Genomic DNA, 25,664 nt, shown 5'->3' with positions numbered 1-25,664 from the left:
GCATTAGAGAAAAGCCGTCCCGGAAGGGTACGGCTTTTCTGTTGCCTCAAATATGACCATGAAAGTAATCAACGTGTGAATGCTTTGACGCTTACCATTTTTCTAAGAACCATATTGTTTTTTCTTTGAACAAGAGCTGTATTTCTCTGAACGTCCCCCCTTTTTCTAAGAACCATCACGTCTATTCTGCGAACCATCCACATTACAAACCCCGAAATACAAAAAAACGCCACAGCATAAAAAAGGCTGCAGCGTTTCAATTCAATTACACAGGGGTCGTTTCTGCTTTAATCGGATCCTCAGCAAGCGCTGCTCCGGCATTTACCAGGCCTAGCGCATCTGAAGTCGTTTTATTAATCTCCTGAATGAGATCAGGATCGTCAAGCAGATTTTTCCCGTACGATGGGATCATTTCTTTAATTTTCGGCTCCCAGCCCTTCATTTCCTCAGGGAAGCAGCGGTCAAGTACGTCAAGCATGACAGATACAGATGTTGATGCCCCAGGTGAAGCACCAAGCAAAGCAGCAATTGAACCATTCGCACCGCTAATTACTTCAGTACCGAACTGAAGCGTTCCTTTTCCGCCCTGTTTTGTATCCTTAATGACCTGGACACGCTGTCCTGCCACAACAAGTTCCCAGTCTTCACTCTTTGCATTCGGCACAAATTCACGCAGTGCCTCCATGCGCTGTTCCTTAGACTGCAGCACCTGTTCAACCAGATATTTTGTCAGCGGCATATTCTTCATACCTGCTGCCATCATTGTCGTCAGGTTGTCTTTTTTCACTGAAGTAATGAGGTCCATATTCGAACCCGTTTTCAGGAATTTTGGTGAAAAGCCTGCGAACGGACCGAAAAATAGTGATTCTTTTCCGTCAATCAGCCGCGTATCAAGGTGTGGCACAGACATTGGCGGCGCGCCAACAGGTGCCTTTCCGTATACTTTCGCATAGTGCTTTTCAACGATTTCAGGCTTTTTGCACACCATAAAGAGTCCGCTGACAGGGAAACCGCCAACGTTTTTACTTTCAGGAATGCCTGACTTCTGAAGTAAATGAAGGCTTCCACCGCCTGCCCCGATAAAGACAAACTTTGCTTTATGATATTCAAGACGATCGTTTTCAAGGTCCCGGATCTTCAGCTCCCAGCCGCCATCTTCCGTGCGCTGCATATCATCCACCTGATGCTTGTAATTAACAGATACACCCTCTTCAGCTAAATGAGTAAACAGCTTACGCGTCAGCGCTCCAAAGTTCACATCCGTACCCGCATCAATTTTCGTCGCAGCAATCGGCTCTTTTACCTGACGATCCTCCATAATAAGCGGAATCCATTCCTTTAACTTTTCAGGGTCATCTGAATACTCCATTCCTGAAAATAACGGATTATCTGAAAGCGCTTTAAATCTGTTTTTCAAGAAGGTTACATCTTTCTCACCATGCACAAGACTCATATGAGGGAGCGCCATAATAAATTCCTTAGGATTTTTGATCAGGCCACTGTTTACTAAATGTGCCCAAAACTGCTTTGACACCTGGAACTCTTCATTTACCTTATTCGCCTTCGTTACATCGATTGTCCCGTCAGGCATTTCATTCGTATAATTCAGCTCACATAAAGAAGAGTGACCCGTTCCTGCATTATTCCATTCATTCGAGCTCTCCTCCCCTGCACTGCCAAGGCGTTCAAAAGCTTTAATATTCCAGTCCGGAGCCAGCTCCTTCAGCAAAGAACCCAAAGTTGCACTCATAATACCGGCGCCAATTAAGATAACGTCTGATTTAATATGTTTGTTACTCATTTTTACCGTCCTTTTGTATATTAAGATTTTATTTAGAAGCTAAGATGCCCTGCCAAATGAAGCTTCATCCAGGACACATATCATTTTTCGAACTATTTCTACATATTAATATTGTATCATTATAGGGGGTTGTTTTAAATGTTTATTTGGTTGATGGCAGGGGTTGTACTGTCGGGACGGAGGTTAAAGTGTCATTTCATGACACTTTAACCTCCGTCCCCATGCTCCACACTATATTTACGCTCAATCAACCTTGCTTAACCTGCCAAGAACCTCAGAAACCCCGATCGCAATCGCTGCATTCAGCATAACTACAACAGACCCGATGAATACGATATCTTCATAATCTCCAATAAGATTCATAACGAAAAAAATAAAGCCTCCCGTGAAAACAAGGAGACCAAATATCATTAAAAATCTTTCCACCCGGAAAACCTCTTTTACTGTACTGACCGTCCGCTATTCCAGCCTGTTTGCCGCACTCCGCTGCCGCTCTATCTCTTTTCTTAATTTTTCACGCTGTCCTCTCAACTCACGCGTGATGACCAGCTCGTCTTTTACATCAGATGTTTTCAGCTTAAGATATTGATCAATTGCCTTCTCAAACCCTCTGCTGACTTCATCAATCGCTTCGATCAGCGTTGGATGTGTAATCGGAATCTGATCCTGCCCGGAAGCTTTGTTTACTTTTTGCATTAAAATCGTCTCAGCGTATAAAAGATTGGCATACGTCCCGATCGAATCCTTATTCACTGCCATCTTTTTAATCTCCGCTGCCATCTCTATTGTCCGCACAATCATCCCCGTCATCGCATCGGGACTCATTTTCTTTTTGATAATTTTCCTGACTTTGGTTTCCCCAACCCCGTTTCTTAATGATCGCTCAAACGTCTGCAGCTCCTTCACAAACGTTGCCCGGAAACGCTGTTCATTCATATTTTTCTTCATATTTTCGAACATAGATATATTCCTCCCTGACTGAGGTGCAGGATTTTAGGCTATTATACCAAAAAGTGGGGACGAAGGTTAAAGCGTCATCTTATGACACTTTAACCTTCGTCCCCACAGACTGCTTTTCACCACGTTCAATGATTCAATTTAGTAACTACCCTGATTAACAATGGAATCAGACTGACTAACGCAAGAAATATAAAGCTCATTGCGAGAGTAAAATGAGTGGCAATATAACCGAAGGCTGTTCCAATTGCTATAAGAACTGCATTAAACACGAGTGACTGAAAGGATTCCAGTGTGGCTCTAATCCTGCTGTCTGCTTTTTCATGAAGAGCACCTAATATGAGTGGTTCGGTCACACCTGCTGCCAGTAAAAAGAGGACGATGGCTGCGGCCCCTTTCCAATTCACCTGGAAAGCAGAGAAAGTCAATGCAGCTGTACCGGTCAGGATCACAATCTTTAATAAACATTCCCTCCCAAATTTCTTTCTTAAAGTGTGGGCCAATAAAGCGCCTGGAAACTGAACGATCAGTATGATTCCGTAATACACCCCAAAAAAGGAGAGCCCGATCCCTGCATCGATCAGATAAAGCTGCCAGAACTCTTCAACAAATCCGGCTGCCAGCCCCACTGTCATACCCAGTAACAATAAATAAACCAGAGCAGGCTGCTTTATAAAGAACCGGGCTGCTTCAGCAATTTGACCTGACAATGAATCTACAGCTTCACTACTCTTCTGCTTGATATCTTTTAAAAAGAATGTCAGCAAGAAAGCAGTCATTGTGCTGACGAATGATAACCAGTAGTTGATTTCTAATGGATAATAACCAGGCAAAAAGCTTCCTGACATAGCCGCAACAAATAATGAAATCATTCTGACTGCCTGCAGTCTGCCGAGATGCCAGTCAAACTTTTCTTCTCTATGAACCGCAGCCAGCGAATCATAGAGAAGTGCATTTTCAGCTCCGCTCAAAAAGGCTGCTCCAGCTGCCGAAAATCCGATGGCAAGCCCGAATTGCCAGAACGAATCTGCGATCAGCAGCACTGCAAACATAAGCCCTTCAAGAAAAACACCTGCTACAATTAATGGTTTCCTGCCGATCCGGTCAGCCAGAACACCAGAGGGCACTTCCAGTGACAACATCACAATACCAAAAATAATCTCTGTCAAAACAACGTCCAGTACAGACATTCCGCGCATTTCCCAAAATAACCGTTCAATGACATACGCAGGGATCAGTGAAAAAAAAAACCTATCAAATAAATCATTCTGATGTTCCGTTTTGCGCTCATCGTTCATCCGCCCCTCTCCTGTATTGATAAGAGAGGTTCTGTGGCGGTTCACATGCTATGTTTTAACTGGGTGGACGGGGATATGTGTTCATAAACAACTCCTCCTTTATGTGGTGGTTATCATCCATTATATCACCTTTAACTGAATATTCAGATTATTATGTGGATTTCTATATAAAACTTTAAATTCGGTCAAAGATCAGCTGAATGATTAATATGGCTGTGACGATTCTCAGAAGCGGCTTCACCTGGGATGGTTTCATGCGTTTAGCCAGACGGACCCCCATCTGTGCGCCCAGAAATGAACCGGCAAGCAGAGCGAGTGTGAGTGACCAGATTATATGGCCTGCTGCAATATAAGTCACTGCTGCACCAAAACAACTCGAAAAAGTAGCGAGACGCACAAGCCCGACAGCTTTCAGATAAGAGACCTTCAGCCAGCTGAAGAGATAAAGCATGAGTGTACCCTGACCCGGTCCGAACAAACCGTCATAGATACCGATCCCATAAAGTCCCGCTGCTCCAAACCCGCTTTTCCTTAAGGTCTGATCATGTTCGAACGTACGCTTATTAAGAAAAGAGGTAATTAATGCAAAAATTAATAGAATAACTGCCACAATCGTCAGGTTTTCAGCCTGCAGTGCAGACGCAATCAGTCCCCCTGTGATCCCTCCTGTTAAACTGAAAGGAATAATCCATAATGACTCTTTTAAATTAATATTTTTATGACGCAGAAGATAGAAAAAAGCTGAAAATGAACTGACAGTGTTAGATACTTTATTCGCCCCAATCGCACTATGCACCGGCAAACCCAGCAATAACATGACCGGCAGACTGATCAGCCCGCCTCCTCCTGCGAGTGTGCCGAGTGTTGTGGCGATGATACCTGTTATAAATATGTAAAATAGCTCCATACTCATCACTCCTCTTACCTTTTATTGTATGAAGAGTAAGAGCATAAGTAAAATTGATAAATGTGATGACTTATGATTGGTTTTGGTTATGTTTGAAGTACTGCATAAATAAAAAGCCACGCATCACTGCGCGGCCTCATCTATATCAAACGGGCCTTTGCCCGGTATACGTAACGACTTCGCTTCTTGTTAACGTTTTTCGCTGATCAAGTCGTGTGATGATATCCGGGTCATGGGTTGGCAGATAGATTGTTGGATGGTAAAGCGCATATGAGCGGATCGCGCCCATGGTTGCGTATGCATGCTCAAAGGAAGCAGAAATGCCCGGGATGCGTTTATCAGCCAGCTGGTCCTGATTAAAGGTTACATCGCCTGCAAAGAACAATGACAGGTCACCGTCTTTTACGATAACTGATAAATGACCATCTGTATGACCGGGCGTTGATACGAGTGAGATCTGAGGATGCAGTGAATGATCCGCACCTTTGAATAATGCATCTGATTCAGGAAAATCTGTCAGTTTAAATTCAATTCCTGTCGGCCATGTTTCTGATACCGCACCAAGCAGAAATCGCTGCGACTGATCAAATTCTTTTCTGGACATGACAACCGGAACGCCTGGAATATCGCCTAAACCGCCGGCATGATCTGTATGTGAATGCGTCAGGATCGTATAATCAATCTTGGCAGGGTCAATCCCCGCACGCTGAAGCTGTGCGCCAATCCCCTGGGAATCCTCAATCTTAAAGCGGATCAGCCGTTTTAACAGCCACTCATTTTTACTGTGTTCCTTAAACCAGCCTTCCTCATTCACACGGGGTGTCTCACCTGTATCAATTAACACCTTCAGTTCAGGAAGCTCCACCAGATAACTCCACACAGGCAACCACTCCGTCCATGAAGGAGAAGCTACCAGGGCCGGAATTCTCAGCGCCTCCACCCCTCTCCACTGACGATACGGCTTTTTTACAGCAACCTGACCAGTCGAAAACGCATGCACCCGGACACCAGATAATCTATTCTCATATACCAGCATGATTGTCGCCCTCCCGTTTTAAGTGTAGCTTTATTATAAAATGTTCTGATGGGGTGTGAGATGGCTGGAGGTGTTGGGAATGTGCAAGCACATCCCTCATAAAAAAACCGCCCTCTCCAGAGCGGTTTTTCAATCATTCTATTATGCAGTTTGTGCATCCTTTTCAACTACGTCATCGTCTTCCTGTTTTGTCATTGTCAGACCAGTGATACCGTAGAAAATTGAAACGATTGGTGTGACGAATGCAAGAAAACAGAATGGCAGATAAGCGACTGTTGCGACACCAAGTGCGCCGGCTGTATATAGTCCGCTTCCTGTCCACGGAAGGAGTGCGGCACTCTGTGTACCTGTATCTTCAAGTACACGTGACAGGTTTTCAGGCTTCAGGTTCAACCTGTCAAAGATCGGCTTCATCAGGGTCCCACCCATCACAGTAGAGAAGTAAACAGAGCCACCGATTGCAAGCGTGAAGTAGCTGACTACACTTGTAACGAAAACAAGTACGCCTGTGTGCTGAATCTTTTCAGCGAATGAAGCAATCATTGCTTCAAGTACACCTGCTTCAGCCAGCATACCGCCAAGGCCAAGTGCAAATAAGAATAGTGCTACAAGAGCGAGCATACTTACAAGTCCGCCACGGATCAGCAGGCTGTCAACAATTTCAATGCCCGATTCCACTGTGTAACCGTTGTAAAACGTAGCAATTGTTTCACTGAAGCTGAATCCCTGGGCGAAAATCGCCACGACACCACCAGTAGCAGCGCCAATAAAGATTGCAGGAATCGCAGGCTTTTTCATCATCAGCAATGTAATTAGTACAACAACAGGAATTAACGGCACAAGACCGAGACTGAAGTTTTCACTCAGATAAGTTGTCATCTGTGCAACAGACTCAGCGTTCACTGAACCGTTGTACTGAAGGCCGATGACTGTAAAAATGATCGCAGTAATAATATACGCCGGAACAGTTGTCCAGAGCATGTGTCTGATATGCGAGAACAGATCTCCACCGGTTACAGCCGGCGCAAGGTTTGTTGTATCTGAAAGCGGCGACATTTTATCCCCAAAGTACGCACCACTGACAATGGCACCTGCTGTAATTCCTGCAGGAATGCCAAGTGCTGCCCCAACACCCATCATCGCAATTCCGGCAGTACCGATCGTCCCCCAAGACGTACCGGTTGCCACTGCGACAAGAGAACAGAACAATAACGTTGTGACCAGAAAATACTGTGGTGAAATAGCTTCAACACCATAATAGATCAGTGTTGGCACAGTTCCTGAAGCAATCCATGCACCGATTAAAATTCCGACGGTTAAAAGAATCAGTACAGGCTGGAGCGCCTTCCCCATCGACTCAAACATCGATTTCTCAATCTGCTTATAAGTAAAGCCGAGCTTCAGCATAAACGGCATAACCACAAGCATACTGATAAACATCAGAATTTGAATAGGTGCATCAAATACTAAAATACCGACTGATACAACAGCGATCGCTGCTGCGAGGATCAGCATTGCATACGTAAATGACGGTTTTTGAATATCGTTTTTAATATCGGGTTCCAACCAACCACTCCTTTTTATCTATCTATTATTCTAAAATATTTTATGCGATTAAAATAATCCCACTTATAGAGCACTATTTTTTTCGCAGGTATAAGATCATTATACTTTAAAAAGAATTTTCAGTAAATTTATGTATTGCATGAATATACGGTTTATCCGAGGAATTATGTATACTGAGCGTACGTTCATTCGTGTTTTTCTTATAAATACGCTGAAATACTGGTGTATATGTATATGAGGGGGACGGAGGTGAAAAATGTCATCTGGTGACACTTTCACCTCCGTCCCCGCATGGCACATCACCTATCAATTAATAAAATCAAACCCGCTCTTCTCGCTCAAATCCAAAACAAACGCCTTCAGCAGCTCCTTCGTCGCAACCAGGTCCTCCATATCAATCACTTCAACCGGTGAGTGTGCATAACGGGACGGAATAGATAATACGCCGGTTGGAATGCCGTGATTAGCTAAGCTCATCGCGCCGCCGTCTGTACCGATGCCCGGGAATACTTCAAGCTGATAAGTTATTTTGTTGTCATTTGCTAAACGGATCAGTTTTTCTTTTACAGCAGGATGAGAAATCAGGCTGAAATCAAGCACTTTGATCCCTGTACCTGCACCGAGCGCCAGAGATGCATCCATCGTTTCTTCAGGCGTATCACTGACCGCTGTTGTATCAAGCGCAATTGCCACATCCGCTTCCACCTGTCTTGCAGCAACCTGTGCTCCGCGTAAACCAACCTCTTCCTGAACAGTAAAAACAGCTGTTACCGTTCCGGCAAAATCCTCGTCCTGAAGCTCCTGTAGCGTCTGAATCAATACCGCACAGCCTGCACGGTCATCAAAGCCTTTTCCGACAAAACGTCCTGTCGTTTCATTACCCAAAAACTCCATATCAGGCTTCCATGTAACGGGCGTTCCGACTTCTACACCGAGTTCAATCGCGTGCTCCTTGTTTTTCGCACCAATATCTATGTATAGCTGACGATGATTACGTACCTTTCCGGCATCATCAAACTTTGCATAGTGAGCAGAAATACTGCCAATTACGCCGGTTAACAGCCCGCTTTTTGTACGCAGCTGAACCTTCTGGGTTAACAGAAGCCTGTCATCATTCCCTCCAAGCTTCTCAAACCGGAGCAGGCCACTCTCTTCAATCTTCTTCACGATAAAACCAACCTCATCCATATGCGCTGTCATCACCATCGCAGGACCCTGCCGAGCGCCCTTCTTCACCGCAATCACATTACCAAGCGCATCCACTTTCACCTCATCCACTAAAGGTTTTACCGTATCCCTCACCCATTTACTGACCGGCTGCTCATGGCCACTGGGTCCGTGCAGGGCGGTTAATTGTTCTAATAGCTGCTGCATGCTGATTCCTCCTTTAAATGTATTAACGAGTATTATACTCTGTTATTTAGTAATGCGAAACATTGATTGTTGGTGGTGTACATGCTGGGGACGGAGGTTAAAGTGTCATGAGATGACACTTTAACCTCCGTCCCTACAATGCACACTTCATCCCCAAACTAGCCTTCCCACCCAAAAAATGAGAAACTAAGATCAAAATCCGTCCAGAAAAGGTGAATCAAATGACAACTGAAAAACAAAAAATGCTTGCTGGAGAAATGTATGACCCGGCTGATCCAGTTTTAATGAAAGAGCGTGAGGAGGCAAGAAGGAAGGTCCGCTTGTTCAATCAGACCACTGAATCTGAAGGGGAGCAGCGTATTGAGATGCTGAAGGACCTGCTTGGCTCAACTGGCAATCACGTATATATGGAGCCGAATATACGCTTTGACTACGGCTACAATACGCACGTTGGGGAGAATTTCTTTGCTAATTTTGACTGCACAATTTTAGATGTGTGTGAGGTCCGTTTTGGCGATAACTGTATGCTCGCACCAGGTGTGCAAATTTATACGGCGACCCACCCCCTTGATCCCGCTGAACGGAATTCAGGCAGGGAGTATGCAAAGCCGATCACATTTGGCCATAACGTGTGGATTGGCGGCAATGCAGTCATTAATCCTGGAATTACAGTCGGTGATAACGCAGTGATTGCTTCGGGCGCTGTCGTAACGAAAGATGTACCGGCTAATGTAGTCGTTGGCGGTAATCCGGCGAGAGTGATTAAGGAGATTGCCTCTGAATCCATATGACATTCCTGAGTATAGAAAGAAAATAATAAGCAAAGGACTGACAATATTGACTCAAATCGATGAAATCATTCAATCTATCAACGACTTCCGTGAAGAAAGAAACTGGGGAGAAGCACATAACCCGAAGGATTTAGCGATCTCACTATCCATTGAAGCCTCAGAGCTGCTTGAGGATTTCCAGTGGAAAAGCAGTGAACAGGCGATTGAGCAGAATATAGAAAATATCAAAGACGAAATTGCAGACGTGATGATCTATGCATTAACCCTCAGCAGCGTGCTCGAGTTGGACGTTGAAGAGATTATCAGAGAAAAGATTAAGAAGAACGGGATCAAGTATCCTGCTAAAAAATAACTTTTACTAAAAAGGAGCGATCGCGATGCCTTTATTTGAAATCAACCTGTCATCTGCAGCACTTGGCATTCAGACAGCTGTGAATGTCGTATTACCAATCAGCTTGGATCAAAAAGCATTATCAGAAGAACATACATATTCATACGGCAGCCGAAAGTTTCCAGTGCTCTACCTGCTTCATGGGGCTTCAGATGACTACTCATGCTGGATGCGCTGGTCGTCGATTGAACGGTATGCAAATGAGAAGGGAATTGCTGTTGTAATGCCGAGTGCGGACCTCAGCGCTTATACAGATATGAAGCATGGGCACGACTACTGGACTTATATCAGCGAAGAACTGCCCGCTTTTATCGAAGCAACGTTTCCCGTTTCCACTAAAAGAGAAGACACTTTTGCAGCCGGTCTCTCGATGGGCGGATATGGCGCATTCAAGCTCGCACTGCGTAAGCCTGAAAAGTTTGCGGCAGCGGCTTCACTGTCAGGTGCGCTTGATATGGCGGACCGCGTGCGAAAAGACAGAAAGTACGATAATGCCTTCGGTGATCACGCAGACCTTACCGGGACTGAAAATGACTTGTTACATTTGGTAAAAAACGCATCCGGAGAGCTGCCAAGACTTTTTCAGGCGTGTGGAACAGAGGACTTTCTATATGAAGATAATATTCGTTTTAAGAAGCTTGCTGAAGAAAAGGGCCTGGACCTGACTTATGAAGAGGAGCCTGGGGATCACAACTGGAGTTATTGGGATATGAAGATTCAGCGTGTGATGGAGTGGCTGTGAAAGTTGAGCCCTTGTTCACTGTGAACAGGGGCTTTTTTATGCATGCTTCTAACAACGATAAATCTCGACCATTTTATTTGCCGTATCTCTACTTTTGCGCCACCACTTCAACCTTCATCCGGTCAGGGTCCTCAAAAAATACCGCATAATAATCCTCTCCGCCTGCAAATGGATGGCGGTCTTCATATAAGATTGGGATTCCTTCAGCTCTCAATTTTTCTGTCAGCTGATCAACGTGCTTTCTGGAATCCGCATGAAAGGCCAGGTGGTTGAGTCCTGTGCGTTTACGATGATACGGGACGTCCTGATAGGCTTCTTCTGTCTGGACAAATACGAGATACGTTTCACCATATTTCCAGCTTCTCCCGCTCTCCCACTCCTGAAACAACTCGTAGCCAAGCTCTTCAAGCAGCCACCCCCAGAATACAGTGGATTTCTTTAAATCTGATACATACAGTTCGATATGATGAATCATTGTCTCACTCCTCTTATGCATTCAAGGCTAAATGTGCTAGCTTTATATTATCAAAAAAATGATATACCGAACTGTAAAGGAGTAGAAACGTATGGACATACAAATTAAAACCTGCACGCCTGATGATCTTTCAGTTCTACAAAACATCAGCTATGAAACATTCAATGATACTTTCAAGAATCAGAACAGCCCGGAAAATATGAAGGCTTATCTTGATAAAGCATTCACCCGGGAGCGGTTAGAAAATGAATTGAACAACCCGCTCTCCACTTTTTTCTTTATATATGCAAATAATGAGATTGCCGGTTATTTGAAAGTAAATATTGAAGCGGCTCAATCCGAAGAAATGGGCGATGAATCGCTTGAGATAGAACGAATATATATTCGAAAGACGCATCAGAAAAGCGGGCTCGGCAAGCACCTGCTTAAAAAAGCGATACAGACCGCTAATATTCATCAAAAAACGATGATCTGGCTTGGCGTATGGGAGAAGAATGAAGGAGCGATCGCTTTTTACAAGAGAAACGGATTCGTGGAAACGGGCGTTCACTCGTTTTACATGGGTGATGAAGAGCAGTTTGATCTGATTATGAAAAAGCAGCTGGATTAGCTGCAAAAACAATAAAGGATATAAAGCTGTTTATAAGCCTTATATCCTTTACTTATGGTCAATTCTTTTATGCGCTGTCATTCGTTCTCTCTGCGCTCTCAGCTCCCTGCCGATCTTCATTTCCTCTCTCATTCCCTCGGTCCGCAGTTCATAAAAATGCTCGACTGTCTTCTCAAATCCGATTGCAATTTCCTCAATCGACTCCTGAATGGTTTCATTTTTGATGGATAACCCATCCTTTTTAGCCTGCAGCACCTGTCTCATCAAAATGGTTTCGGAATACAGCAGATTCGCAAGCAGCTCAGCTCCATCACTGCGTCCTGCTATTTTCTGCACCTTTTATACAATGCGCGCGCCCCTGATCATTCTCAGATCATGTGGCTCAATCGGCTGATTCTGCTTTTGCGCCTTCTTAATCTTTTTTTCGTTTATATTTGAAAGCAATAACCCGTGAAATTCATATAACGTATTGATGAAATGGTTACGGAATCTTCTTTGTTTGAAATAGGAGATAAGACTTTTCATATTGTGGGCTCCTTTACGGAAAATCATTGTATCTATTATAACAGGAATTGACTGGGAATTAACGCGCTGTATGCTTATGTTAAGATGAACTTATAATAAACAGATCAGGAGTTGTCGAAATGAAAAAGAAAGTAAAAGTTGTAGCTGCAGTGATTGAGAACGAAAAAAGTGAAATTTTATGCGCTTTGCGGGCTCATAATATGGCAATCCCTAACATGTGGGAGTTCCCTGGCGGAAAAGTTGAAGAAGGAGAAAACCTGCAGGAGGCACTTGAGCGAGAAATCGCTGAAGAGCTTGAATGTGAGATCAAGGCTTATGATATAATTAATGAAAACATACATGAATATGATTCGTTTATCATTGAACTAATTTCTCTTAAAGCTGAACTTGTTGAAGGAACACCAGTAGCAACAGAGCATGCTAAATTAATCTGGATGCCACGCGAAAACCTCGACTCGTTGATATGGGCACCTGCTGATATTCCGGCTGTTAAAGATGTAATGAACCAGATAAAAGTATAAAAGCAAAGGGCACCCCCTTTGCTTTTATGTTTGTTCATGCAGGTAATCATAGATTTGACGGTCTATGCTCTCTTTTAGCATCAGATTCATCGTTACAACCGGCAGGCTTTCATCGCCGCTTTGCATCACCGTTTCTTCCACTGAACCAGAATCAGGTGTCACTTCACCAGCATAATAAAAGTCTCCACCCTCATCATCGTCTTTTTTGACAAACAGATGTAGTGTATTTCCTCTTTTCTGTGACTCTGTAATTTCTAATACTTCGCTTGATGTCATTCTTCTGCGACTTCTGGTATACCAGTGAAAAACTTCAGGATTAATGAATGTATCTCCATAGTTAACACTTGCTTCAACATCATCCTGCTTGTGATAGGTTACAAAAATCGGGCACGTCTTATGCTTGGTTTTATATCCATAAATTGTTGACTGCTCATCCTTATCCCAATTCAGCAGCCAGCACGCATCTTTACGCGAATATTTCTGAAGTCTAGTTAAAGGAACGCTCTGATCATAACGTTTTCCTCTTTTTAATGAAACTGCAAGAACATCTTTTACAAGTTTTTCAAACCACTGATTTTCTAATAATTCTTTTAATTTTCCAGAAAGAGTATACTGGTCGTCTTTTAATACGATCAATGGCTCGTTACCGTATTTTATTTGGTCTGCAGTCTTAAAGAAAGTAAGGTTCAATACCCGATCCATTGATTTTACCGTGTTAATATCAGACCTTGCACCTTCACGTTCTAAGATCTCTTTGAAGCTCGCAACGTTTATTTTATCTGCTTCTATCAAATTCCATAATAACAATGCCTCATGAATTCTTTTACCAGATAGTATTTCTTTTGATAGAAAAGTAAGCACCTGATGATGATGTTGCGATAATGCAGGTGTTTCTTCCTTCATCACGGTCAAGAATGTTCCGTAGTGATCTTTTTTATCAGCAATTACCACTGGATCAATTGAATGATGGTCATAAAAGTCCTCCATCATCGGGATCCGACCAATTCTGTTTTTCAGTTCCTGATAAGCATCCTTCATAACAGACATATGCGTCAATTTCGCTTGCTGAATAGAAGCATAAACTCTTTCTTTTGCGATTGCTTCAAAGTTAATGGTTGATGTTCCTTTAATATAACTTCGATCAATCATTTTTCTTCTAACAGCATCTTTATTTTGAGAGCGGTCACCAGAAAGCGCAATTGGAATCAGATAATTATTTTGATAATTTCCGATAAAATCAATGACCGTTACGAAATCCTTCGTATCATGTTTTCTTAATCCTCGGCCAAGCTGCTGGATGAAAATTATACTGGATTCCGTTTGCCTTAACATCACGACCTGATTCACACTCGGGATATCAATACCCTCATTGAAAATATCGACAGTTAGAATGTAATCCAACTGCCCCTCTTCAAGCCTGGTCACTTCTTCAGAACGCTTATCTTGTGAATCATCTCCTGTGAGTGCAGTCGTTCTGTAACCTCTCTTATTCAATTCAAGTGATAATGCATAAGCCTCCCGCTTTGAGCTACAAAACATCAATCCGCATACACGTCCACCCGAATGTCCATAGTAATCTGTTTTTTCCAAGATCTGATTTACACGCTCTTCCGATAAAAGGTGACTAAATAGCTCTGTTTCGCGCTCTGTTCCATCAATTTCTAAGTCAGTCACGCCAAAATAATGAAACGGACAAAGCATGTCTTCTTCTAGTGCTTCCTGAAGCCTGATCTCATATGCAATATTATAATGAAATAATTTAAACAGATCATACCCATCTGTTCTTTCGGGAGTTGCAGTCATGCCAAGCATAAAAGCAGGTTTAAAGTAATCAATCATTCGCTGATAGGTTTGTGATCCTGCTCTATGGCTCTCGTCAATTAATATGTAATCAAATACTTCAGGATCAAATTGCGCCATTGTTTCAGGCTTTGACATTGTTTGCACGGTAGCAAATAAATATTTCGCAGTTGTATCGCGACTTGTGCCTGAAAGAATGCCAAATTCCGTTTCATCTCCCCCAAGTACCCGCTGAAAATCCGCTTTTGCTTTTTTTAAAATCTGTTCTCTGTGAACCACAAATAGCATTCTCTTCGGACGCACCCTTCTCACGTCAAATGCAGCCAGATACGTCTTCCCTGTTCCTGTTGCGGAGACAATCAGCGCCCGCTTCTCATTTGAATGTCTAATATCTGCAATTCCCTGAAGTGCAGCATCCTGCATTTTGTTTGGGTCAATCTCTAGTGCATCTTTCACCTTATTAACTGTATACGTGCCGGGAAACTCTGCAACACGGTCCGGTAATTGTTCATAAAAAGCTTTTTCATAGTTCTCAATCCACTGTGAATTTAGTATTACTGACTGTTCCCACATACCCTGGAACTGATCTCTGAAGTGATGAACAATATCTCCATTTTCATGAGAAGTCATTTTTACATTCCACTCATAATTCACTTTAAGAGCATTCGCTGTGAGATTAGAACTTCCAACGATTAAGGAATAATACTCATCATGCTGAAAAATATAGCCCTTTGAATGGAACCCTTCCACTTCAGCAATTCTAACTTCTACATTTTTCAGTTTTAATAGTTCTCTAAAAATCTTTGGCTGATTAAAATATTGGTAGGTGGATGTAAGTATTTTTCCCTTTATGCCTTTTTCGTGAAGATCCAGCAGATAAGACTTTAAGGTTGCCAGCCCACTTTCTGTTATAAATGCAACAGAGAATAAAAATGACTGACAGGCTTTGAGTTCATCAGTTAAAGAAGTTAAAACATCCTGACGCTTCCCTGGCTGATTCACAAGAAGCTCAGGCTGAAAACGGCTGAACTTTGTGTGGTTTCTATTAATGAACCCTTTTTCGAGTGAATGTTGAAGCTGCTTAATCATCTGATTCATATTCTTTCAACCCTTCCTAGTTGATAAACAGTTCGGTTATGGAGTTAACACTACGAGGTCAGACCTTGTAGTGCCAACTCCGTCCCCAATTAGTTCACCTCATTTCGTTCATCACCTGCCAACGCTTTCCTTTCAGCCATCAACCCATCAAAATACTCCGTAAACACCGACTCTCCCGAATAAGACAAGCATAAATATTCTTTTGCTCTGGTCATCCCGATATAGAGCAGAGACGCTTCCCGTTCCACATCATCCTGCAGCACGAATGGCATATTATCGATATTCACAATAAAGACGGCCTGAAAATCAAGTCCCTTGCTGCTTTCAATGGTACTGATCTTGACCATCTGATCATCTTTCTGGAAGTTACGCTTTGATTCACTATTTTCGGTGAGCCAATAGTAGCTGATGCCTGCTTTTTTCATTTCACGCTGAAGAACATCAATATAGTTCATATCGTATGTTTTTTTCACACGATAGAGGACGAGCATTTCAGAATAAGGGATTTTCTTCTGCTCATGCAGCTTCTTCATTTGCCTTGCAACAATATTTGCTTCTTTTTGAAAAGAATCCGTTTTAAGAATTGCCGGCTCAAAGCCTTTTCGTTTGGTGCTTTGAGGCGCAATAATTTCACCATCCAGCTCTTTTGCCACGACCTTATTTTTCAGTGCTGACTGCGCCTGATAAAAATCCCATGCGAACTTTACAATCTGAGCGGTGTTGCGGTAATTGATACTCAGGATCTTTGACCGCCCCCGGAAATCAAGTCCGGTATCCTGAACATAACTTCGCTTTCTTTTATAAATGGACTGGGCTCGGTCTTCCACCAGTAAAAGCGACTTTGTATCAGGATTCAACAGCTCACTGACAAGCTCAAACCATTCCGGTTCAAAGTCCTGTCCCTCATCGATCAGAATGGCATCATATTTAGGCAGAATCGCTTCTTTTTTCCTCAGTTTTTCCACCATCACCGGGATGTCCTGTTCTTTACACTTCACGTCATGCTTCAACCAGGCGTGGAAATTTCTCACTTGAATCTGATGTTTTGCCAGGTCAGCTTCCTGATCAAAATCAAAAAGGTTATCAGGCTCTGTCATCATTTGCGCAATCATCTGTTCAATAAAACGTGACAGTGAAATGTTGTAACACAGAATCAGTATTTTCCAATCCGGATGATCTTTTGTGAGCAATTTTGCACGACTCGCTAACACAAGTGTCTTTCCACTTCCTGCCACACCGCGGATTAACCTGTTCTGATCACCAATCTGCTTTGCCATATTTTCCTGATGAAGATCCATCGCCTTCACGTCATGTAAAGACAATAGAAGCTGATCCTGATACGGCGATGGCGGTTTGAATTCAGCACTGATTCTCACCTCAGGAAACAGGTGATAGCGGATCGCATCAATATCCTCTTTCGTCAAAGGCTCTCTCAAACGATAAGGCACCGTAAACATATTTAATATCTTCTCAACTAAAATTTCTTCTGAAAAAGACTCATCATCCGGATTAATTTCATCTCTCGTTAACGAAAGGGAAGGGTCCACAACACGGTAAAGGTCATGCTGAATAAAATCTTTTTGCGTCAAACGGGTAAATACAGCACCCGAACCATATGGAAACTTCAGGTGTGAAGCGAACTTTCCTTCAAGCTGAAGCAGGTTCTTATCTTTTTTCAGTGCATTGACCAGATGAAACATATTTTCCCGCGCCTGCAGCATCGGACTTTTCGTTTTAACCTGCTCACCTGAAGAAGACACAATCATCCACTCATCCTGGTTCAGCTGGAACAACGTCCCCTTTGTATAGTCCTTCACTTCAAGAACAACCAGTCCAAGGTCCGGTCCCACAATCACAAAATCAGGACGGCGCCCAAGTATATTAGGTTCATAGTAGACAATATAATCATCAGGCAGATAGTCTTTTAGCGTTCTGAAAAGAAGCCGTTCACCCGCAGTAGCAGTTGATCTGATCGTTTCCGGTACTGTATATGCCATTTGCAACCCTCCACTTTTCGACATTTGCGTCTATTATACTATATAACTCCTGTTATTTTTACATATTTTTGGATTACATAGGGTTACTACTTAGAAGAGATTGACAATTACACATTTGGAATGTAACATATAAATTGCATATGCAAACTATATCTTACATCACGTGGGTGAAACTATGAAAAACAATGTGAAAATAACAAGGATGAATGCTTCAATTACACAGGAACAATTGGCCAAACGGACAGGGGTCACGAGGCAGACGATTGGGCTGATTGAAAAAGGGGAGTATAACCCGAGTCTTCAATTATGTGTAGCGATCGCAAAAGAGCTGAATAAAACGCTTGATGACTTATTTTGGGAGGTTGATTGATATGAAAACGTGGATAGGGTTCTTATTACCTGATGATGAGTATAAGGAGAAAAAAATACTGACATTCCTTGCTGAAGGCGCTGTTCTTCTTTTTTTATCTTTGATTGTGATGACTTTTATTAATCGGTATCTGACATTGGACGCTGAGACTGTTCTGCTTATTTCGATGGGCGTTTTTGTGTTGTATGTTGGAGCCAGATACATCATTTCCGGAATTGAGTACACAGTTGTTGCCACAGAAAAAGCATATGAGAAAGAACGAAAAGTGATACTGGTCAGAATGTTTACTTTTGCATTCATTTTTCTGGTATCGTATATGTTTATTATCGAGATTCCGACCACAATCAGTGAGTGGTTTGAGGTCATAGGTTTACTGACAACAGCCGTACTATTCATGTTCGTTTCAAGCTTTATCTCATTAAAGCGCTCCTATCATAAGAATAAAGAGCTTGTATAATTAAAAAACTTCCGGTAAATGCCGGAAATTTTTTGCCCCATACCACCCTAAAAATTTTGGGACGGAGTTGGCACTACGAGGTCAGACTTCGAAGTGTTAACTCCGTCCCCAAATTGGTATAAAATAGTCTCATACAAACTTACTCAAAGAAAAGAAGTGAAAAGCATGGCAGACACATTTAAAAAAATCACAGAACTTAAAGCAATATGCGAGCAGTATGATCAGATACAGCTGAAGCTGAATGAAAACACGATCGAGAGTGGAAATGGGGTAAAGGTATTTCAACATACTGAAAATGGCCAGTTGATCGGCTACCTTGGTGTATATGATTTTGGGATGACTGCAGAAGTTTGCGGGATGGTTCATCCTGACTTCAGGAAAAAGGGGATTTTCACATCACTTTTTAAAGAAGCAATTGAGTTTATAAGGGAGACGGGATATAACACTGTTCTACTGAATGCCCCAGCTTCATCAGTACCCGGGCAGGCATTTATTCAAAAGACCGGTGCGGTTTATAAAATGACTGAATACCAGATGAAGTGGAACAATAACGAATTGTCACCTCCCTCTGAAAAGCTCACTTTACGCAAATCGCAGCCAGCTGACCGTGCATTTCAAATCGATCTGGATGCTGACGGGTTTTCAATTCCACGTGAAGAAGTGGAGCAATTCTTTGATGCGGAAGCTGCAGATGAATCTACAACGTCATCTATCATTGAATGGGAAGGTCAACCTGCCGGCAAACTCAGAGTTCACTTAATGAATGATCAGTACTGGATATACGGATTTGTGGTTTCTAAAGAATTAAGAGGAATAGGAATTGGCAGACATGCACTTTTAAGTGTGCTTCATCAGCTGCAATATGGCGGGCGTGAGGTTCATCTTGAGGTGGAAGCAGAGAATAAAGGACCTTTGAAGCTTTATGAATCATGTGGGTTTGAGGTATATCATGCCCAGGATTATTTCAAATGGGGACGGAGTTAACACTACGAGGTCAGACCTCGTAGTGCCAACTCCGTCCCCGATTTCCAGGTACTACATCTCCTCAGGCGCTTCCACCCCAAGCAAACGCAGCCCTTCCTTCAATACAACCTGAACCGCATGAACAAGCGACAGCTTTTCCTGTCTCCCTTCAACAGCATCCAGTATCCGGACATTCCCATAGTACTGGTTAAATGATTTTGCCAGTTCAAGGACGTATTTGGCTGTCTGTGACGGGTCATTCCCGTCGAATGAACGCTTGATCGCTTCAGAGAAATCCATCAGGCATTTAACGACAGGCCAGGCCGCTTCATCTGAAAACATCAACCCATCAGCTTTCTCCTGATACGCACCTTTTCTCAAAATAGAAGATGCCCGCGCATGCGTGTACTGTACATATGGACCGGTCTCCCCCTCAAACTTCAACATTGCGTCCAGTGAGAATTCCACATCATTCAAACGGTGGTTTTTTAAATCATGGAAAATGACCGCACCTGTCCCTACCTGGTGTGCGACCTGCTCCTGATCAGCAAGTGAAGGGTTTTTATCTGCAATATTCTGTCGCGCAAGACTGACTGCTTCTTTCAGCACCTCTTCAAGAAGCACCACTTTTCCTTTACGCGTTGACATTTTCTTGCCGTCTTTTAGCATCATTCCAAACGGAACGTGCGACAGCCCCTCACTCCAGTCATACCCCATCTTCTGAAGCACATCAAACAGCTGCTTAAAATGAAGTGTCTGCTCATTGCCCACAACATACAATGACTGCTCAGATCCGTATGTTTCATGACGATAGATCGCCGCTGCAAGATCCCGCGTCGCATACAATGTCGTCCCATCCTTCTTTTTAATCAGACAGGGAGGCATTCCTTCTGCAGTCTCTACCACCAGTGCCCCGTCGGACTCTACTAAAAGCTCTTTCTCTTCAAGCAGCTGCACAACACGATCCATTTTATCATTGTAAAACGCTTCACCCTGTACCGAATCAAAAGAGACCCCAAGCAGCTGATAAATACTGTTAAATTCCTTCAGCGATTCATCTCTGAACCATTTCCAAAGAGCGAGCGCGTCCTGATCGCCGTCTTCAAGCCGCTTAAACCACAGACGTCCCGCATCAATCAGAGAGGAATCATGCTCCGCTTCATCATGAAACTGTACATACAGCTTCAACAGCTCCTTAATCGGATGTTCACGAATCTTTTCTTCGTCTCCCCAAAGCTTATAAGCCGCAATCAGCTTCCCAAACTGCGTACCCCAATCTCCTAAATGGTTGATCCGTACAACCTCAAAGCCATTCTTTTCAGCAATCCGCGCAAGCGAATGACCAATCACTGTCGAGCGCAGGTGTCCCATTGAAAAGGGTTTGGCGATATTGGGCGATGAAAAATCAATTGTAATAACTGCGCTATCACCTTGATTCTGCGTGCCATAATGTTCTTTTTTCTTAATTACTTCTTCCACAACAGAAGATGACACCTGACTCTTATTTAAAAAGACATTTACATAACCGCCAGCTGCTTCAATTTTTGTAAATGTGCCCGGTAACGCAATCTGCTCTGACAGCTCAAGTGCGATCTCGTGAGGTGACTTCCGAAAAACCTTCGCAAGCTCAAAACACGGGAACGCAAAATCCCCCATCTCTTTATATTTCGGTTTTTCAATTAACTGATAGACTTTCCCATGATCCAATTGATCTTTCAGCTGTTCATTCAGCGCTTCTGCAAATAATGATTGATAATTCATCAATATTCCTCCTCTAAATAAAAAACGCCCGCCTCTTCTCCTCACAGGAAAAGAGACGGGCGTATCATTCGTCCGCGGTACCACTCTAATTGTTTGTACAACCACTCAAATTGATAACGGGGTTCTCCCCGGCAGCTCCTACTCCCTTTCAGTGCTGCATCTCCAAAGTGCGCTTCACTAACTGCTTCACAACCGGGCTCCCACCACCCCCGGCTCGCTTCACATCCACAGACAGCTACTCTCTTTGTCATTGACGTTTGTTTTTACCTATTATAGCCATTGTGTTGGAAAATACAATACCTTTCTTTTTTGGGGACGGAGTTCGCACTACGAGGTCAGACTTCGTAGTGTGAACTCCGTCCCCAAATCTCTTTAACCATACACCTGCTGGTGAAATCTATGAAGATTCTCGGCAATATAATCCTTCGACAATGCTGTACCACCTTGAACATCCAACCTGAAGTATAGGGTTTTCAGGAAATTGAGAACATTGAATTTGGTACGGAAATATTGGTTTGAGAAGCCTTCGCGCTCAAAGACTGAATCAAGTGAAGCGACCACTTTTGATAGCCAGTTTCTGATTGTTTTATCATCCATATATTTAACTATTAACGATTCAATTACGAGAGCCAGCCGCTCATCTTCGTCATCAATGAAGGTTGCTTTTTTGAAAAGACATGCCTGCAATGTAATCAGAACTTCGCCGATATCTTCTGATTCAAACATTGGATGGCTGACGCATGCCCCGAGCAAATCAGCTCCGTGCGCAATACTGTGTGCCCAGCCCTTCTCCTCCACAAACCCTCTTGTGTCTTTTTCATTCCTTAAGTATGTATGACTTTTTAGAAAAGCCTGTTTAAAATCTTCTTCAGATAATATAGCTGCTGTTGAATCATATGAAATCAGAACAGCAACGACTAAAGCTGAAAACGAACGCGTAAATACAGAGTCAGACTGATCTTCTCCAATTTTATAGAATAATTGATCCGCACATACTTCCATCAGATGCTTACATTGCGGCGCTGTCAGCTTTTCATTCGTAATCAGCTTAACAAATGCCGGGTAGATTAGTTCATCTCTTAAGTAAGGGTCAATGGAACCTATCTGTCTGACCATTTCATCTAAAAGCAATTGTAGTTTCTGATCATCTGATTGCTCAAATGCTTCATTATGTAATTTCTCCAGTTCAGCTTTTAATTCCACTGTCCAGCCTCCTTTGCTGTCTATATTTTACTACAATACAAGAAACGAAAGGACTTCCACCCTCAATTGTCGAAGTTGCTTCCATAACAAAATTTCCGATGGAGGTTATCACATGCAACTAGGTGCTTTTTCAATCAGTTTAGCTGTAAAAGATATTCAGGCGTCAAAGGACTTTTATGAGAAATTGGGGTTCCAGACATTAGGTGGAGACATCGAGCAAAACTGGTTAATTTTAAAGAATGGCGATACAGTTATCGGTTTATTTCAGGGGATGTTTGAAAAAAACATTCTTACATTCAATCCAGGCTGGGATCAGAACGCAGAGAATACGGATTCTTTTACTGATGTGCGTGAACTGCAGAAACAATTAAAGGTAGCTGGTGTCACATTAACCAGCGAGGCGGACGAAAATGGCTCCGGACCAGCCAGCTTTACAATTGAAGACCCTGACGGCAACCCGATTTTAATTGATCAGCACAGATAAAACCTGACCAATCTAATTCTTAAAGCTTTTTTAGATTGTGTTATAAAATAGCAGTAACTTTCAGAAACAGGAGCTGATTTTCAATGAATATCCAATTAATCAGAAATGCCACACTCGTTATTCATTATGCAGGCAAAAAGTTTCTTGTGGACCCGTTTTTAGCTAAAAAGGATACCTATCCGCCTTTTCAAAACTCAGCCAGACAGGATCAGAAAAATCCGCTGGTTGAACTGCCGGTATCAATCAATGAGATCATTCAGGACATCGACGCTGTGATCTTAACGCATCTTCATCTCGACCATTATGATGACGCGGCAAAAGAATTGCTGCCAAAAGGGATAAAGGTTTTTGTGCAAAACGCGGAAGATGCTGAAAAAGTAAGAAACGACGGCTTTGAAAATGTAGAGGTACTTACGGAACAGTCGGAGTTTGAAGGCGTTCAACTGATCAAAACAGAGGGTCAGCACGGCAGAGGCGAAATCCTGGAAATGATTGGCCAAGTGAGCGGAGTAGTCTTCAGACATGAAAGTGAAAAGTCCCTTTATATCGCTGGTGATACAGTCTGGTATGAAGGAATTGAGAAAGAAATCCGCACGCATCAGCCGGAAGTCATCGTGCTGAACGCCGGGGATAATCAGTTTCTTGAAGGCGGTTCACTTGTGATGGGGAAAGATGACGTATTTGAAACATCGAAAGCTGCTCCAAACGCAGCGATCATAGCGGTTCATATGGAAGCTGTGAACCACTGGGCCCTACCACGGAAAGAATTGAAAGCTTTTGCTGAGGAGAAGGAGTTTGCCGGCAGATTGACTGTGCCGGATGACGGGGAAGCACTGTCTTTTTGAGTTCTGCTTTCCGGAGAGGTTTGGGGACGGAGTTAATACTACGAGGTCATCGCAGTGCCAACTCCGTCCCCGGTTTCGCCTCTCACGCTCCCCGCATAACCGATACGCTATTCTTCAAAATAGTCCCGTATTTCTTCAGGAAGCTCTTCAATATTTAAGATATAAAGCTGATCAGTTCCCGGCGAAGATTCTACCAGATAAGTTCTATCGTGAAAATCAACGAGTGTAAACTGCTCAATTCCAAGCGCCTGGCGATCCGCACGCATCATATACTCTACCGCTTCAGGATTTAAATTTTCTTCATACCCTTCAAGCATTAACGCTTCAACCGCCTCCATATCATCTGCAAAAGCTATTTCCTGATAGAGAGTGAGACTGTTATCGGGTTTTTGCATCATGTCTTTTATTTGCAGGACAGCAAATGCGACAACAGTGAGAGTCAGGATGGCAATCGTCATTTGTGACCGGTTTAATTTAACTGTTTTCAACGGTTCCCCGCCTTTTTAAAAACAGCACTCAACTCACTCCACACATCAAACAAATTGCCATCCGGGTCTGAAAACACAAAGTTTCTCCCGGCATGTCCTCTATTTTCAATCACACCAGTCTTTACACCCAATGAATGTAATGTATGATGGAACGATTTTAAAGACTCGATCCCATCCACTTCAAAAGTAAGCGAGAAGCGTTCAGCACCCTTTTGATCGAAAAAGTTGGCCTTTTCATTCTCAGATGCTTTTACGAGAAAAAAGCTTTGACCAGCCAGATCTATAATTGCTTTATCCTGATCCTTGTAGTTCACCTTTGCACCAAGCTTTTCTTTATACCAGACTGCAGATACCCGCGGATCTGATACAGGAATGTAGGTAGTGCCAACTCTGATTAACTGATTTTCCATTCCAGCTTCCCCCTATACCGACACTTCACTCATGAGTGCATGTGTATTTCCTTCCGTGTCTTTAAAAAAGGTCATCCAGGTTTCTGTCTCATTCATTTTCGCTACCAAGTGCGGCTGATCCAGAAAGGAAATGCCCTTATCCTCAATTTTTTGATAGGCTTCTTCGATATCCTCCACGCTAAAATAAATCACTGACCCCGGATGATCAAATGACTCATTTTCCGGCAATGTCAGCATCAGCCGAAGACCGTTCTGTTCAAAAAATGCCATATTTTCTGTTTCAAATAACAGCTGAAGACCCAACGTTTCTCCATAAAATGCTGTCGCCCGCTTCACATCTTTCACCGGTATACCAATCTGTCTGACCTGCTGAATCATCTTTGATTGCTCCCTTCCATTTCCCCAAATGAATTTGTATGTCTGCAGCATATAAGCTACACTCAACTTATATAATACCTTACAAAAAACGGAAAGAACAGGAGGGTTTAGACATGTTATTTGATCCACCAAAGTGTATGAATTGCGGGAAAGAAATCGAAGACGGCGAGCAGGTGTATGCAAAGCTGCGCTACCCAAAAAGAAAAGGTTTTACAGAGATCAAAGCCTATTTGCGGAACGAGGCTTCGTTTCTGTGTGAAAGTTGTTTTGAAAAGAAAGGCTGATCGATTTGGGGACGGAGTTGGGGGGGGGGGGGGGGGCGCCCGGAGGGCGGAGACGGCCCCCCCCCAGCCAAAAACAAAACACAAATTGGAAAAAACAAACCCCCCCCCGCCACCAACCCCGCCACCCCCCCC

29 protein-coding genes and 1 other annotated feature are annotated in these 25,664 nt (G+C 43.1%); of the genes, 11 read left to right on the top strand and 18 right to left on the bottom strand.

What is annotated here, in order from left to right; translation table 11 throughout:
* Positions 1-265: 265 nt before the first annotated feature.
* From JOD21_RS18175 to JOD21_RS18140, 8 genes are all read right to left on the bottom strand, one after another.
* Positions 266-1,801 carry a malate:quinone oxidoreductase gene (locus JOD21_RS18175; protein WP_204730935.1) on the bottom strand — a complete coding sequence of 512 codons (1,536 nt, stop codon included), beginning with the start codon at positions 1,799-1,801 and terminating at the stop codon, positions 266-268.
* 243 nt (positions 1,802-2,044) lie between these two features.
* The gene (locus tag JOD21_RS18170) at positions 2,045-2,227 is read right to left on the bottom strand and encodes a hypothetical protein (protein ID WP_204730934.1); all 183 of its coding nucleotides are present in this window, start codon (positions 2,225-2,227) and stop codon (positions 2,045-2,047) included.
* Between the two features lie 33 nt (positions 2,228-2,260).
* The gene (locus JOD21_RS18165) at positions 2,261-2,761 is read right to left on the bottom strand and encodes a hypothetical protein (protein ID WP_204730933.1); all 501 of its coding nucleotides are present in this window, start codon (positions 2,759-2,761) and stop codon (positions 2,261-2,263) included.
* A 125-nt stretch (positions 2,762-2,886) separates the two neighbouring features.
* The gene (locus JOD21_RS18160) at positions 2,887-4,056 is read right to left on the bottom strand and encodes an MFS transporter (protein WP_204730932.1); all 1,170 of its coding nucleotides are present in this window, start codon (positions 4,054-4,056) and stop codon (positions 2,887-2,889) included.
* 175 nt (positions 4,057-4,231) lie between these two features.
* The gene (locus JOD21_RS18155) at positions 4,232-4,963 is read right to left on the bottom strand and encodes a sulfite exporter TauE/SafE family protein (protein WP_204730931.1); all 732 of its coding nucleotides are present in this window, start codon (positions 4,961-4,963) and stop codon (positions 4,232-4,234) included.
* Between the two features lie 145 nt (positions 4,964-5,108).
* Positions 5,109-5,999, bottom strand: coding sequence for an N-acyl homoserine lactonase family protein (locus JOD21_RS18150; protein WP_204730930.1), 891 nt, complete (start codon positions 5,997-5,999; stop codon positions 5,109-5,111).
* 141 nt (positions 6,000-6,140) lie between these two features.
* Entirely contained in the window at positions 6,141-7,565 is a 1,425-nt protein-coding gene (nhaC, locus tag JOD21_RS18145) for a Na+/H+ antiporter NhaC (RefSeq protein WP_239581689.1), read from the bottom strand.
* Between the two features lie 306 nt (positions 7,566-7,871).
* Positions 7,872-8,939, bottom strand: coding sequence for a M42 family metallopeptidase (locus tag JOD21_RS18140; RefSeq protein ID WP_204730929.1), 1,068 nt, complete (start codon positions 8,937-8,939; stop codon positions 7,872-7,874).
* Between the two features lie 221 nt (positions 8,940-9,160).
* Here JOD21_RS18140 and JOD21_RS18135 point away from each other — a divergent pair, with 221 nt between their 5' ends.
* Genes JOD21_RS18135 through JOD21_RS18125 form a run of 3 tightly spaced genes read left to right on the top strand, consistent with a single transcriptional unit; the run spans position 9,161 to position 10,863 of the window.
* The gene (locus JOD21_RS18135) at positions 9,161-9,730 is read left to right on the top strand and encodes a sugar O-acetyltransferase (protein WP_204730928.1); all 570 of its coding nucleotides are present in this window, start codon (positions 9,161-9,163) and stop codon (positions 9,728-9,730) included.
* Positions 9,731-9,776: 46 nt separating this feature from the next.
* The gene (locus tag JOD21_RS18130; RefSeq protein ID WP_204730927.1) at positions 9,777-10,082 is read left to right on the top strand and encodes a nucleotide pyrophosphohydrolase; all 306 of its coding nucleotides are present in this window, start codon (positions 9,777-9,779) and stop codon (positions 10,080-10,082) included.
* A 25-nt stretch (positions 10,083-10,107) separates the two neighbouring features.
* Positions 10,108-10,863: an alpha/beta hydrolase gene (locus JOD21_RS18125; RefSeq protein ID WP_204730926.1), complete on the top strand. Its 756-nt coding sequence runs from the start codon at positions 10,108-10,110 to the stop codon at positions 10,861-10,863.
* A gap of 88 nt (positions 10,864-10,951) precedes the next feature.
* Here JOD21_RS18125 and JOD21_RS18120 read toward each other — a convergent pair whose 3' ends face one another.
* Positions 10,952-11,338, bottom strand: coding sequence for a VOC family protein (locus JOD21_RS18120; RefSeq protein ID WP_204730925.1), 387 nt, complete (start codon positions 11,336-11,338; stop codon positions 10,952-10,954).
* 91 nt (positions 11,339-11,429) lie between these two features.
* Here JOD21_RS18120 and paiA point away from each other — a divergent pair, with 91 nt between their 5' ends.
* On the top strand, positions 11,430-11,948 hold the full coding sequence (gene paiA / locus JOD21_RS18115) for a spermidine/spermine N(1)-acetyltransferase (RefSeq protein ID WP_204730924.1): 519 nt from the start codon (positions 11,430-11,432) through the stop codon (positions 11,946-11,948).
* 48 nt (positions 11,949-11,996) lie between these two features.
* Here the strand turns inward: paiA and JOD21_RS18110 are convergent, their stop codons facing one another.
* Together JOD21_RS18110 and JOD21_RS18105 are read right to left on the bottom strand one after the other, a co-directional pair.
* Positions 11,997-12,284, bottom strand: coding sequence for a hypothetical protein (locus JOD21_RS18110; protein WP_204730923.1), 288 nt, complete (start codon positions 12,282-12,284; stop codon positions 11,997-11,999).
* A gap of 3 nt (positions 12,285-12,287) precedes the next feature.
* On the bottom strand, positions 12,288-12,473 hold the full coding sequence (locus JOD21_RS18105) for a hypothetical protein (protein ID WP_204730922.1): 186 nt from the start codon (positions 12,471-12,473) through the stop codon (positions 12,288-12,290).
* Between the two features lie 119 nt (positions 12,474-12,592).
* On the opposite strand from JOD21_RS18105, the gene JOD21_RS18100 reads away from it, so the two are divergent.
* On the top strand, positions 12,593-12,994 hold the full coding sequence (locus JOD21_RS18100; RefSeq protein WP_204730921.1) for a (deoxy)nucleoside triphosphate pyrophosphohydrolase: 402 nt from the start codon (positions 12,593-12,595) through the stop codon (positions 12,992-12,994).
* A 24-nt stretch (positions 12,995-13,018) separates the two neighbouring features.
* On the opposite strand, the gene JOD21_RS18095 is transcribed toward JOD21_RS18100, so the two are convergent.
* Positions 13,019-15,892 (bottom strand): DEAD/DEAH box helicase, encoded by a 2,874-nt coding sequence (locus JOD21_RS18095; RefSeq protein ID WP_204730920.1) that lies wholly within the window; start codon positions 15,890-15,892, stop codon positions 13,019-13,021.
* A gap of 89 nt (positions 15,893-15,981) precedes the next feature.
* A complete protein-coding gene (locus JOD21_RS18090) occupies positions 15,982-17,889 on the bottom strand; it encodes a 3'-5' exonuclease (RefSeq protein WP_204730919.1) in 1,908 nt (635 codons plus the stop codon).
* Positions 17,890-18,064: 175 nt separating this feature from the next.
* On the opposite strand from JOD21_RS18090, the gene JOD21_RS18085 reads away from it, so the two are divergent.
* From JOD21_RS18085 to JOD21_RS18075, 3 genes are all read left to right on the top strand, one after another.
* Positions 18,065-18,259: a helix-turn-helix transcriptional regulator gene (locus JOD21_RS18085; protein ID WP_204730918.1), complete on the top strand. Its 195-nt coding sequence runs from the start codon at positions 18,065-18,067 to the stop codon at positions 18,257-18,259.
* A gap of 1 nt (position 18,260) precedes the next feature.
* Complete coding sequence (locus JOD21_RS18080; RefSeq protein ID WP_204730917.1) at positions 18,261-18,716, top strand: DUF3278 domain-containing protein; 456 nt, start codon at positions 18,261-18,263, stop codon at positions 18,714-18,716.
* Positions 18,717-18,881: 165 nt separating this feature from the next.
* A complete protein-coding gene (locus tag JOD21_RS18075) occupies positions 18,882-19,700 on the top strand; it encodes a GNAT family N-acetyltransferase (protein ID WP_204730916.1) in 819 nt (272 codons plus the stop codon).
* 51 nt (positions 19,701-19,751) lie between these two features.
* On the opposite strand, the gene argS is transcribed toward JOD21_RS18075, so the two are convergent.
* Together argS and JOD21_RS18065 are read right to left on the bottom strand one after the other, a co-directional pair.
* Positions 19,752-21,440 carry an arginine--tRNA ligase gene (gene argS, locus JOD21_RS18070; RefSeq protein WP_204730915.1) on the bottom strand — a complete coding sequence of 563 codons (1,689 nt, stop codon included), beginning with the start codon at positions 21,438-21,440 and terminating at the stop codon, positions 19,752-19,754.
* A gap of 48 nt (positions 21,441-21,488) precedes the next feature.
* Positions 21,489-21,700 (bottom strand) — a binding site (T-box leader).
* Between the two features lie 112 nt (positions 21,701-21,812).
* Complete coding sequence (locus JOD21_RS18065) at positions 21,813-22,643, bottom strand: DUF2785 domain-containing protein (protein WP_204730914.1); 831 nt, start codon at positions 22,641-22,643, stop codon at positions 21,813-21,815.
* 112 nt (positions 22,644-22,755) lie between these two features.
* On the opposite strand from JOD21_RS18065, the gene JOD21_RS18060 reads away from it, so the two are divergent.
* Both JOD21_RS18060 and JOD21_RS18055 read left to right on the top strand, forming a co-directional pair.
* A complete protein-coding gene (locus JOD21_RS18060) occupies positions 22,756-23,127 on the top strand; it encodes a VOC family protein (RefSeq protein ID WP_204730913.1) in 372 nt (123 codons plus the stop codon).
* An 83-nt stretch (positions 23,128-23,210) separates the two neighbouring features.
* On the top strand, positions 23,211-23,972 hold the full coding sequence (locus JOD21_RS18055) for an MBL fold metallo-hydrolase (RefSeq protein WP_204730912.1): 762 nt from the start codon (positions 23,211-23,213) through the stop codon (positions 23,970-23,972).
* Positions 23,973-24,079: 107 nt separating this feature from the next.
* On the opposite strand, the gene JOD21_RS18050 is transcribed toward JOD21_RS18055, so the two are convergent.
* Genes JOD21_RS18050 through JOD21_RS18040 form a run of 3 tightly spaced genes read right to left on the bottom strand, consistent with a single transcriptional unit; the run spans position 24,080 to position 25,248 of the window.
* On the bottom strand, positions 24,080-24,460 hold the full coding sequence (locus JOD21_RS18050; RefSeq protein WP_204730911.1) for a hypothetical protein: 381 nt from the start codon (positions 24,458-24,460) through the stop codon (positions 24,080-24,082).
* Entirely contained in the window at positions 24,457-24,870 is a 414-nt protein-coding gene (locus tag JOD21_RS18045; protein ID WP_204730910.1) for a VOC family protein, read from the bottom strand. Before JOD21_RS18045 ends, JOD21_RS18050 begins: the two co-directional genes overlap by 4 nt.
* Positions 24,871-24,882: 12 nt before the next feature.
* A complete protein-coding gene (locus JOD21_RS18040; RefSeq protein WP_204730909.1) occupies positions 24,883-25,248 on the bottom strand; it encodes a VOC family protein in 366 nt (121 codons plus the stop codon).
* 113 nt (positions 25,249-25,361) lie between these two features.
* On the opposite strand from JOD21_RS18040, the gene JOD21_RS18035 reads away from it, so the two are divergent.
* Positions 25,362-25,532 carry a Fe3+ hydroxamate ABC transporter substrate-binding protein gene (locus JOD21_RS18035; RefSeq protein WP_204730908.1) on the top strand — a complete coding sequence of 57 codons (171 nt, stop codon included), beginning with the start codon at positions 25,362-25,364 and terminating at the stop codon, positions 25,530-25,532.
* Positions 25,533-25,664 lie beyond the last annotated feature (132 nt).

This window comes from Jeotgalibacillus terrae (genome assembly GCF_016908195.1).
Classification (GTDB): Bacteria; Bacillota; Bacilli; order Bacillales; family Jeotgalibacillaceae; genus Jeotgalibacillus; species Jeotgalibacillus terrae.
This window is presented reverse-complemented; position numbering and strand designations above follow the sequence as displayed.

Bases quoted from the DNA above. Each gene is read 5' to 3' on its own strand.
- JOD21_RS18105 (WP_204730922.1), bottom strand. From the start codon at position 12,473: ATGAAAAGTCTTATCTCCTATTTCAAACAAAGAAGATTCCGTAACCAT.
- JOD21_RS18150 (WP_204730930.1), bottom strand. From the start codon at position 5,999: ATGCTGGTATATGAGAATAGATTATCTGGTGTCCGGGTGCATGCGTTT.
- JOD21_RS18120 (WP_204730925.1), bottom strand. From the start codon at position 11,338: ATGATTCATCATATCGAACTGTATGTATCAGATTTAAAGAAATCCACT.
- paiA (WP_204730924.1), top strand. From the start codon at position 11,430: ATGGACATACAAATTAAAACCTGCACGCCTGATGATCTTTCAGTTCTA.
- JOD21_RS18075 (WP_204730916.1), top strand. From the start codon at position 18,882: ATGGCAGACACATTTAAAAAAATCACAGAACTTAAAGCAATATGCGAG.
- JOD21_RS18160 (WP_204730932.1), bottom strand. From the start codon at position 4,056: ATGAACGATGAGCGCAAAACGGAACATCAGAATGATTTATTTGATAGG.
- JOD21_RS18135 (WP_204730928.1), top strand. From the start codon at position 9,161: ATGACAACTGAAAAACAAAAAATGCTTGCTGGAGAAATGTATGACCCG.
- JOD21_RS18060 (WP_204730913.1), top strand. From the start codon at position 22,756: ATGCAACTAGGTGCTTTTTCAATCAGTTTAGCTGTAAAAGATATTCAG.
- JOD21_RS18045 (WP_204730910.1), bottom strand. From the start codon at position 24,870: ATGGAAAATCAGTTAATCAGAGTTGGCACTACCTACATTCCTGTATCA.
- JOD21_RS18080 (WP_204730917.1), top strand. From the start codon at position 18,261: ATGAAAACGTGGATAGGGTTCTTATTACCTGATGATGAGTATAAGGAG.
- JOD21_RS18155 (WP_204730931.1), bottom strand. From the start codon at position 4,963: ATGGAGCTATTTTACATATTTATAACAGGTATCATCGCCACAACACTC.
- JOD21_RS18040 (WP_204730909.1), bottom strand. From the start codon at position 25,248: ATGATTCAGCAGGTCAGACAGATTGGTATACCGGTGAAAGATGTGAAG.
- JOD21_RS18035 (WP_204730908.1), top strand. From the start codon at position 25,362: ATGTTATTTGATCCACCAAAGTGTATGAATTGCGGGAAAGAAATCGAA.
- argS (WP_204730915.1), bottom strand. From the start codon at position 21,440: ATGAATTATCAATCATTATTTGCAGAAGCGCTGAATGAACAGCTGAAA.
- JOD21_RS18090 (WP_204730919.1), bottom strand. From the start codon at position 17,889: ATGGCATATACAGTACCGGAAACGATCAGATCAACTGCTACTGCGGGT.
- JOD21_RS18175 (WP_204730935.1), bottom strand. From the start codon at position 1,801: ATGAGTAACAAACATATTAAATCAGACGTTATCTTAATTGGCGCCGGT.
- JOD21_RS18095 (WP_204730920.1), bottom strand. From the start codon at position 15,892: ATGAATCAGATGATTAAGCAGCTTCAACATTCACTCGAAAAAGGGTTC.
- JOD21_RS18085 (WP_204730918.1), top strand. From the start codon at position 18,065: ATGAAAAACAATGTGAAAATAACAAGGATGAATGCTTCAATTACACAG.
- JOD21_RS18140 (WP_204730929.1), bottom strand. From the start codon at position 8,939: ATGCAGCAGCTATTAGAACAATTAACCGCCCTGCACGGACCCAGTGGC.
- JOD21_RS18165 (WP_204730933.1), bottom strand. From the start codon at position 2,761: ATGTTCGAAAATATGAAGAAAAATATGAATGAACAGCGTTTCCGGGCA.
- JOD21_RS18100 (WP_204730921.1), top strand. From the start codon at position 12,593: ATGAAAAAGAAAGTAAAAGTTGTAGCTGCAGTGATTGAGAACGAAAAA.
- JOD21_RS18125 (WP_204730926.1), top strand. From the start codon at position 10,108: ATGCCTTTATTTGAAATCAACCTGTCATCTGCAGCACTTGGCATTCAG.
- JOD21_RS18055 (WP_204730912.1), top strand. From the start codon at position 23,211: ATGAATATCCAATTAATCAGAAATGCCACACTCGTTATTCATTATGCA.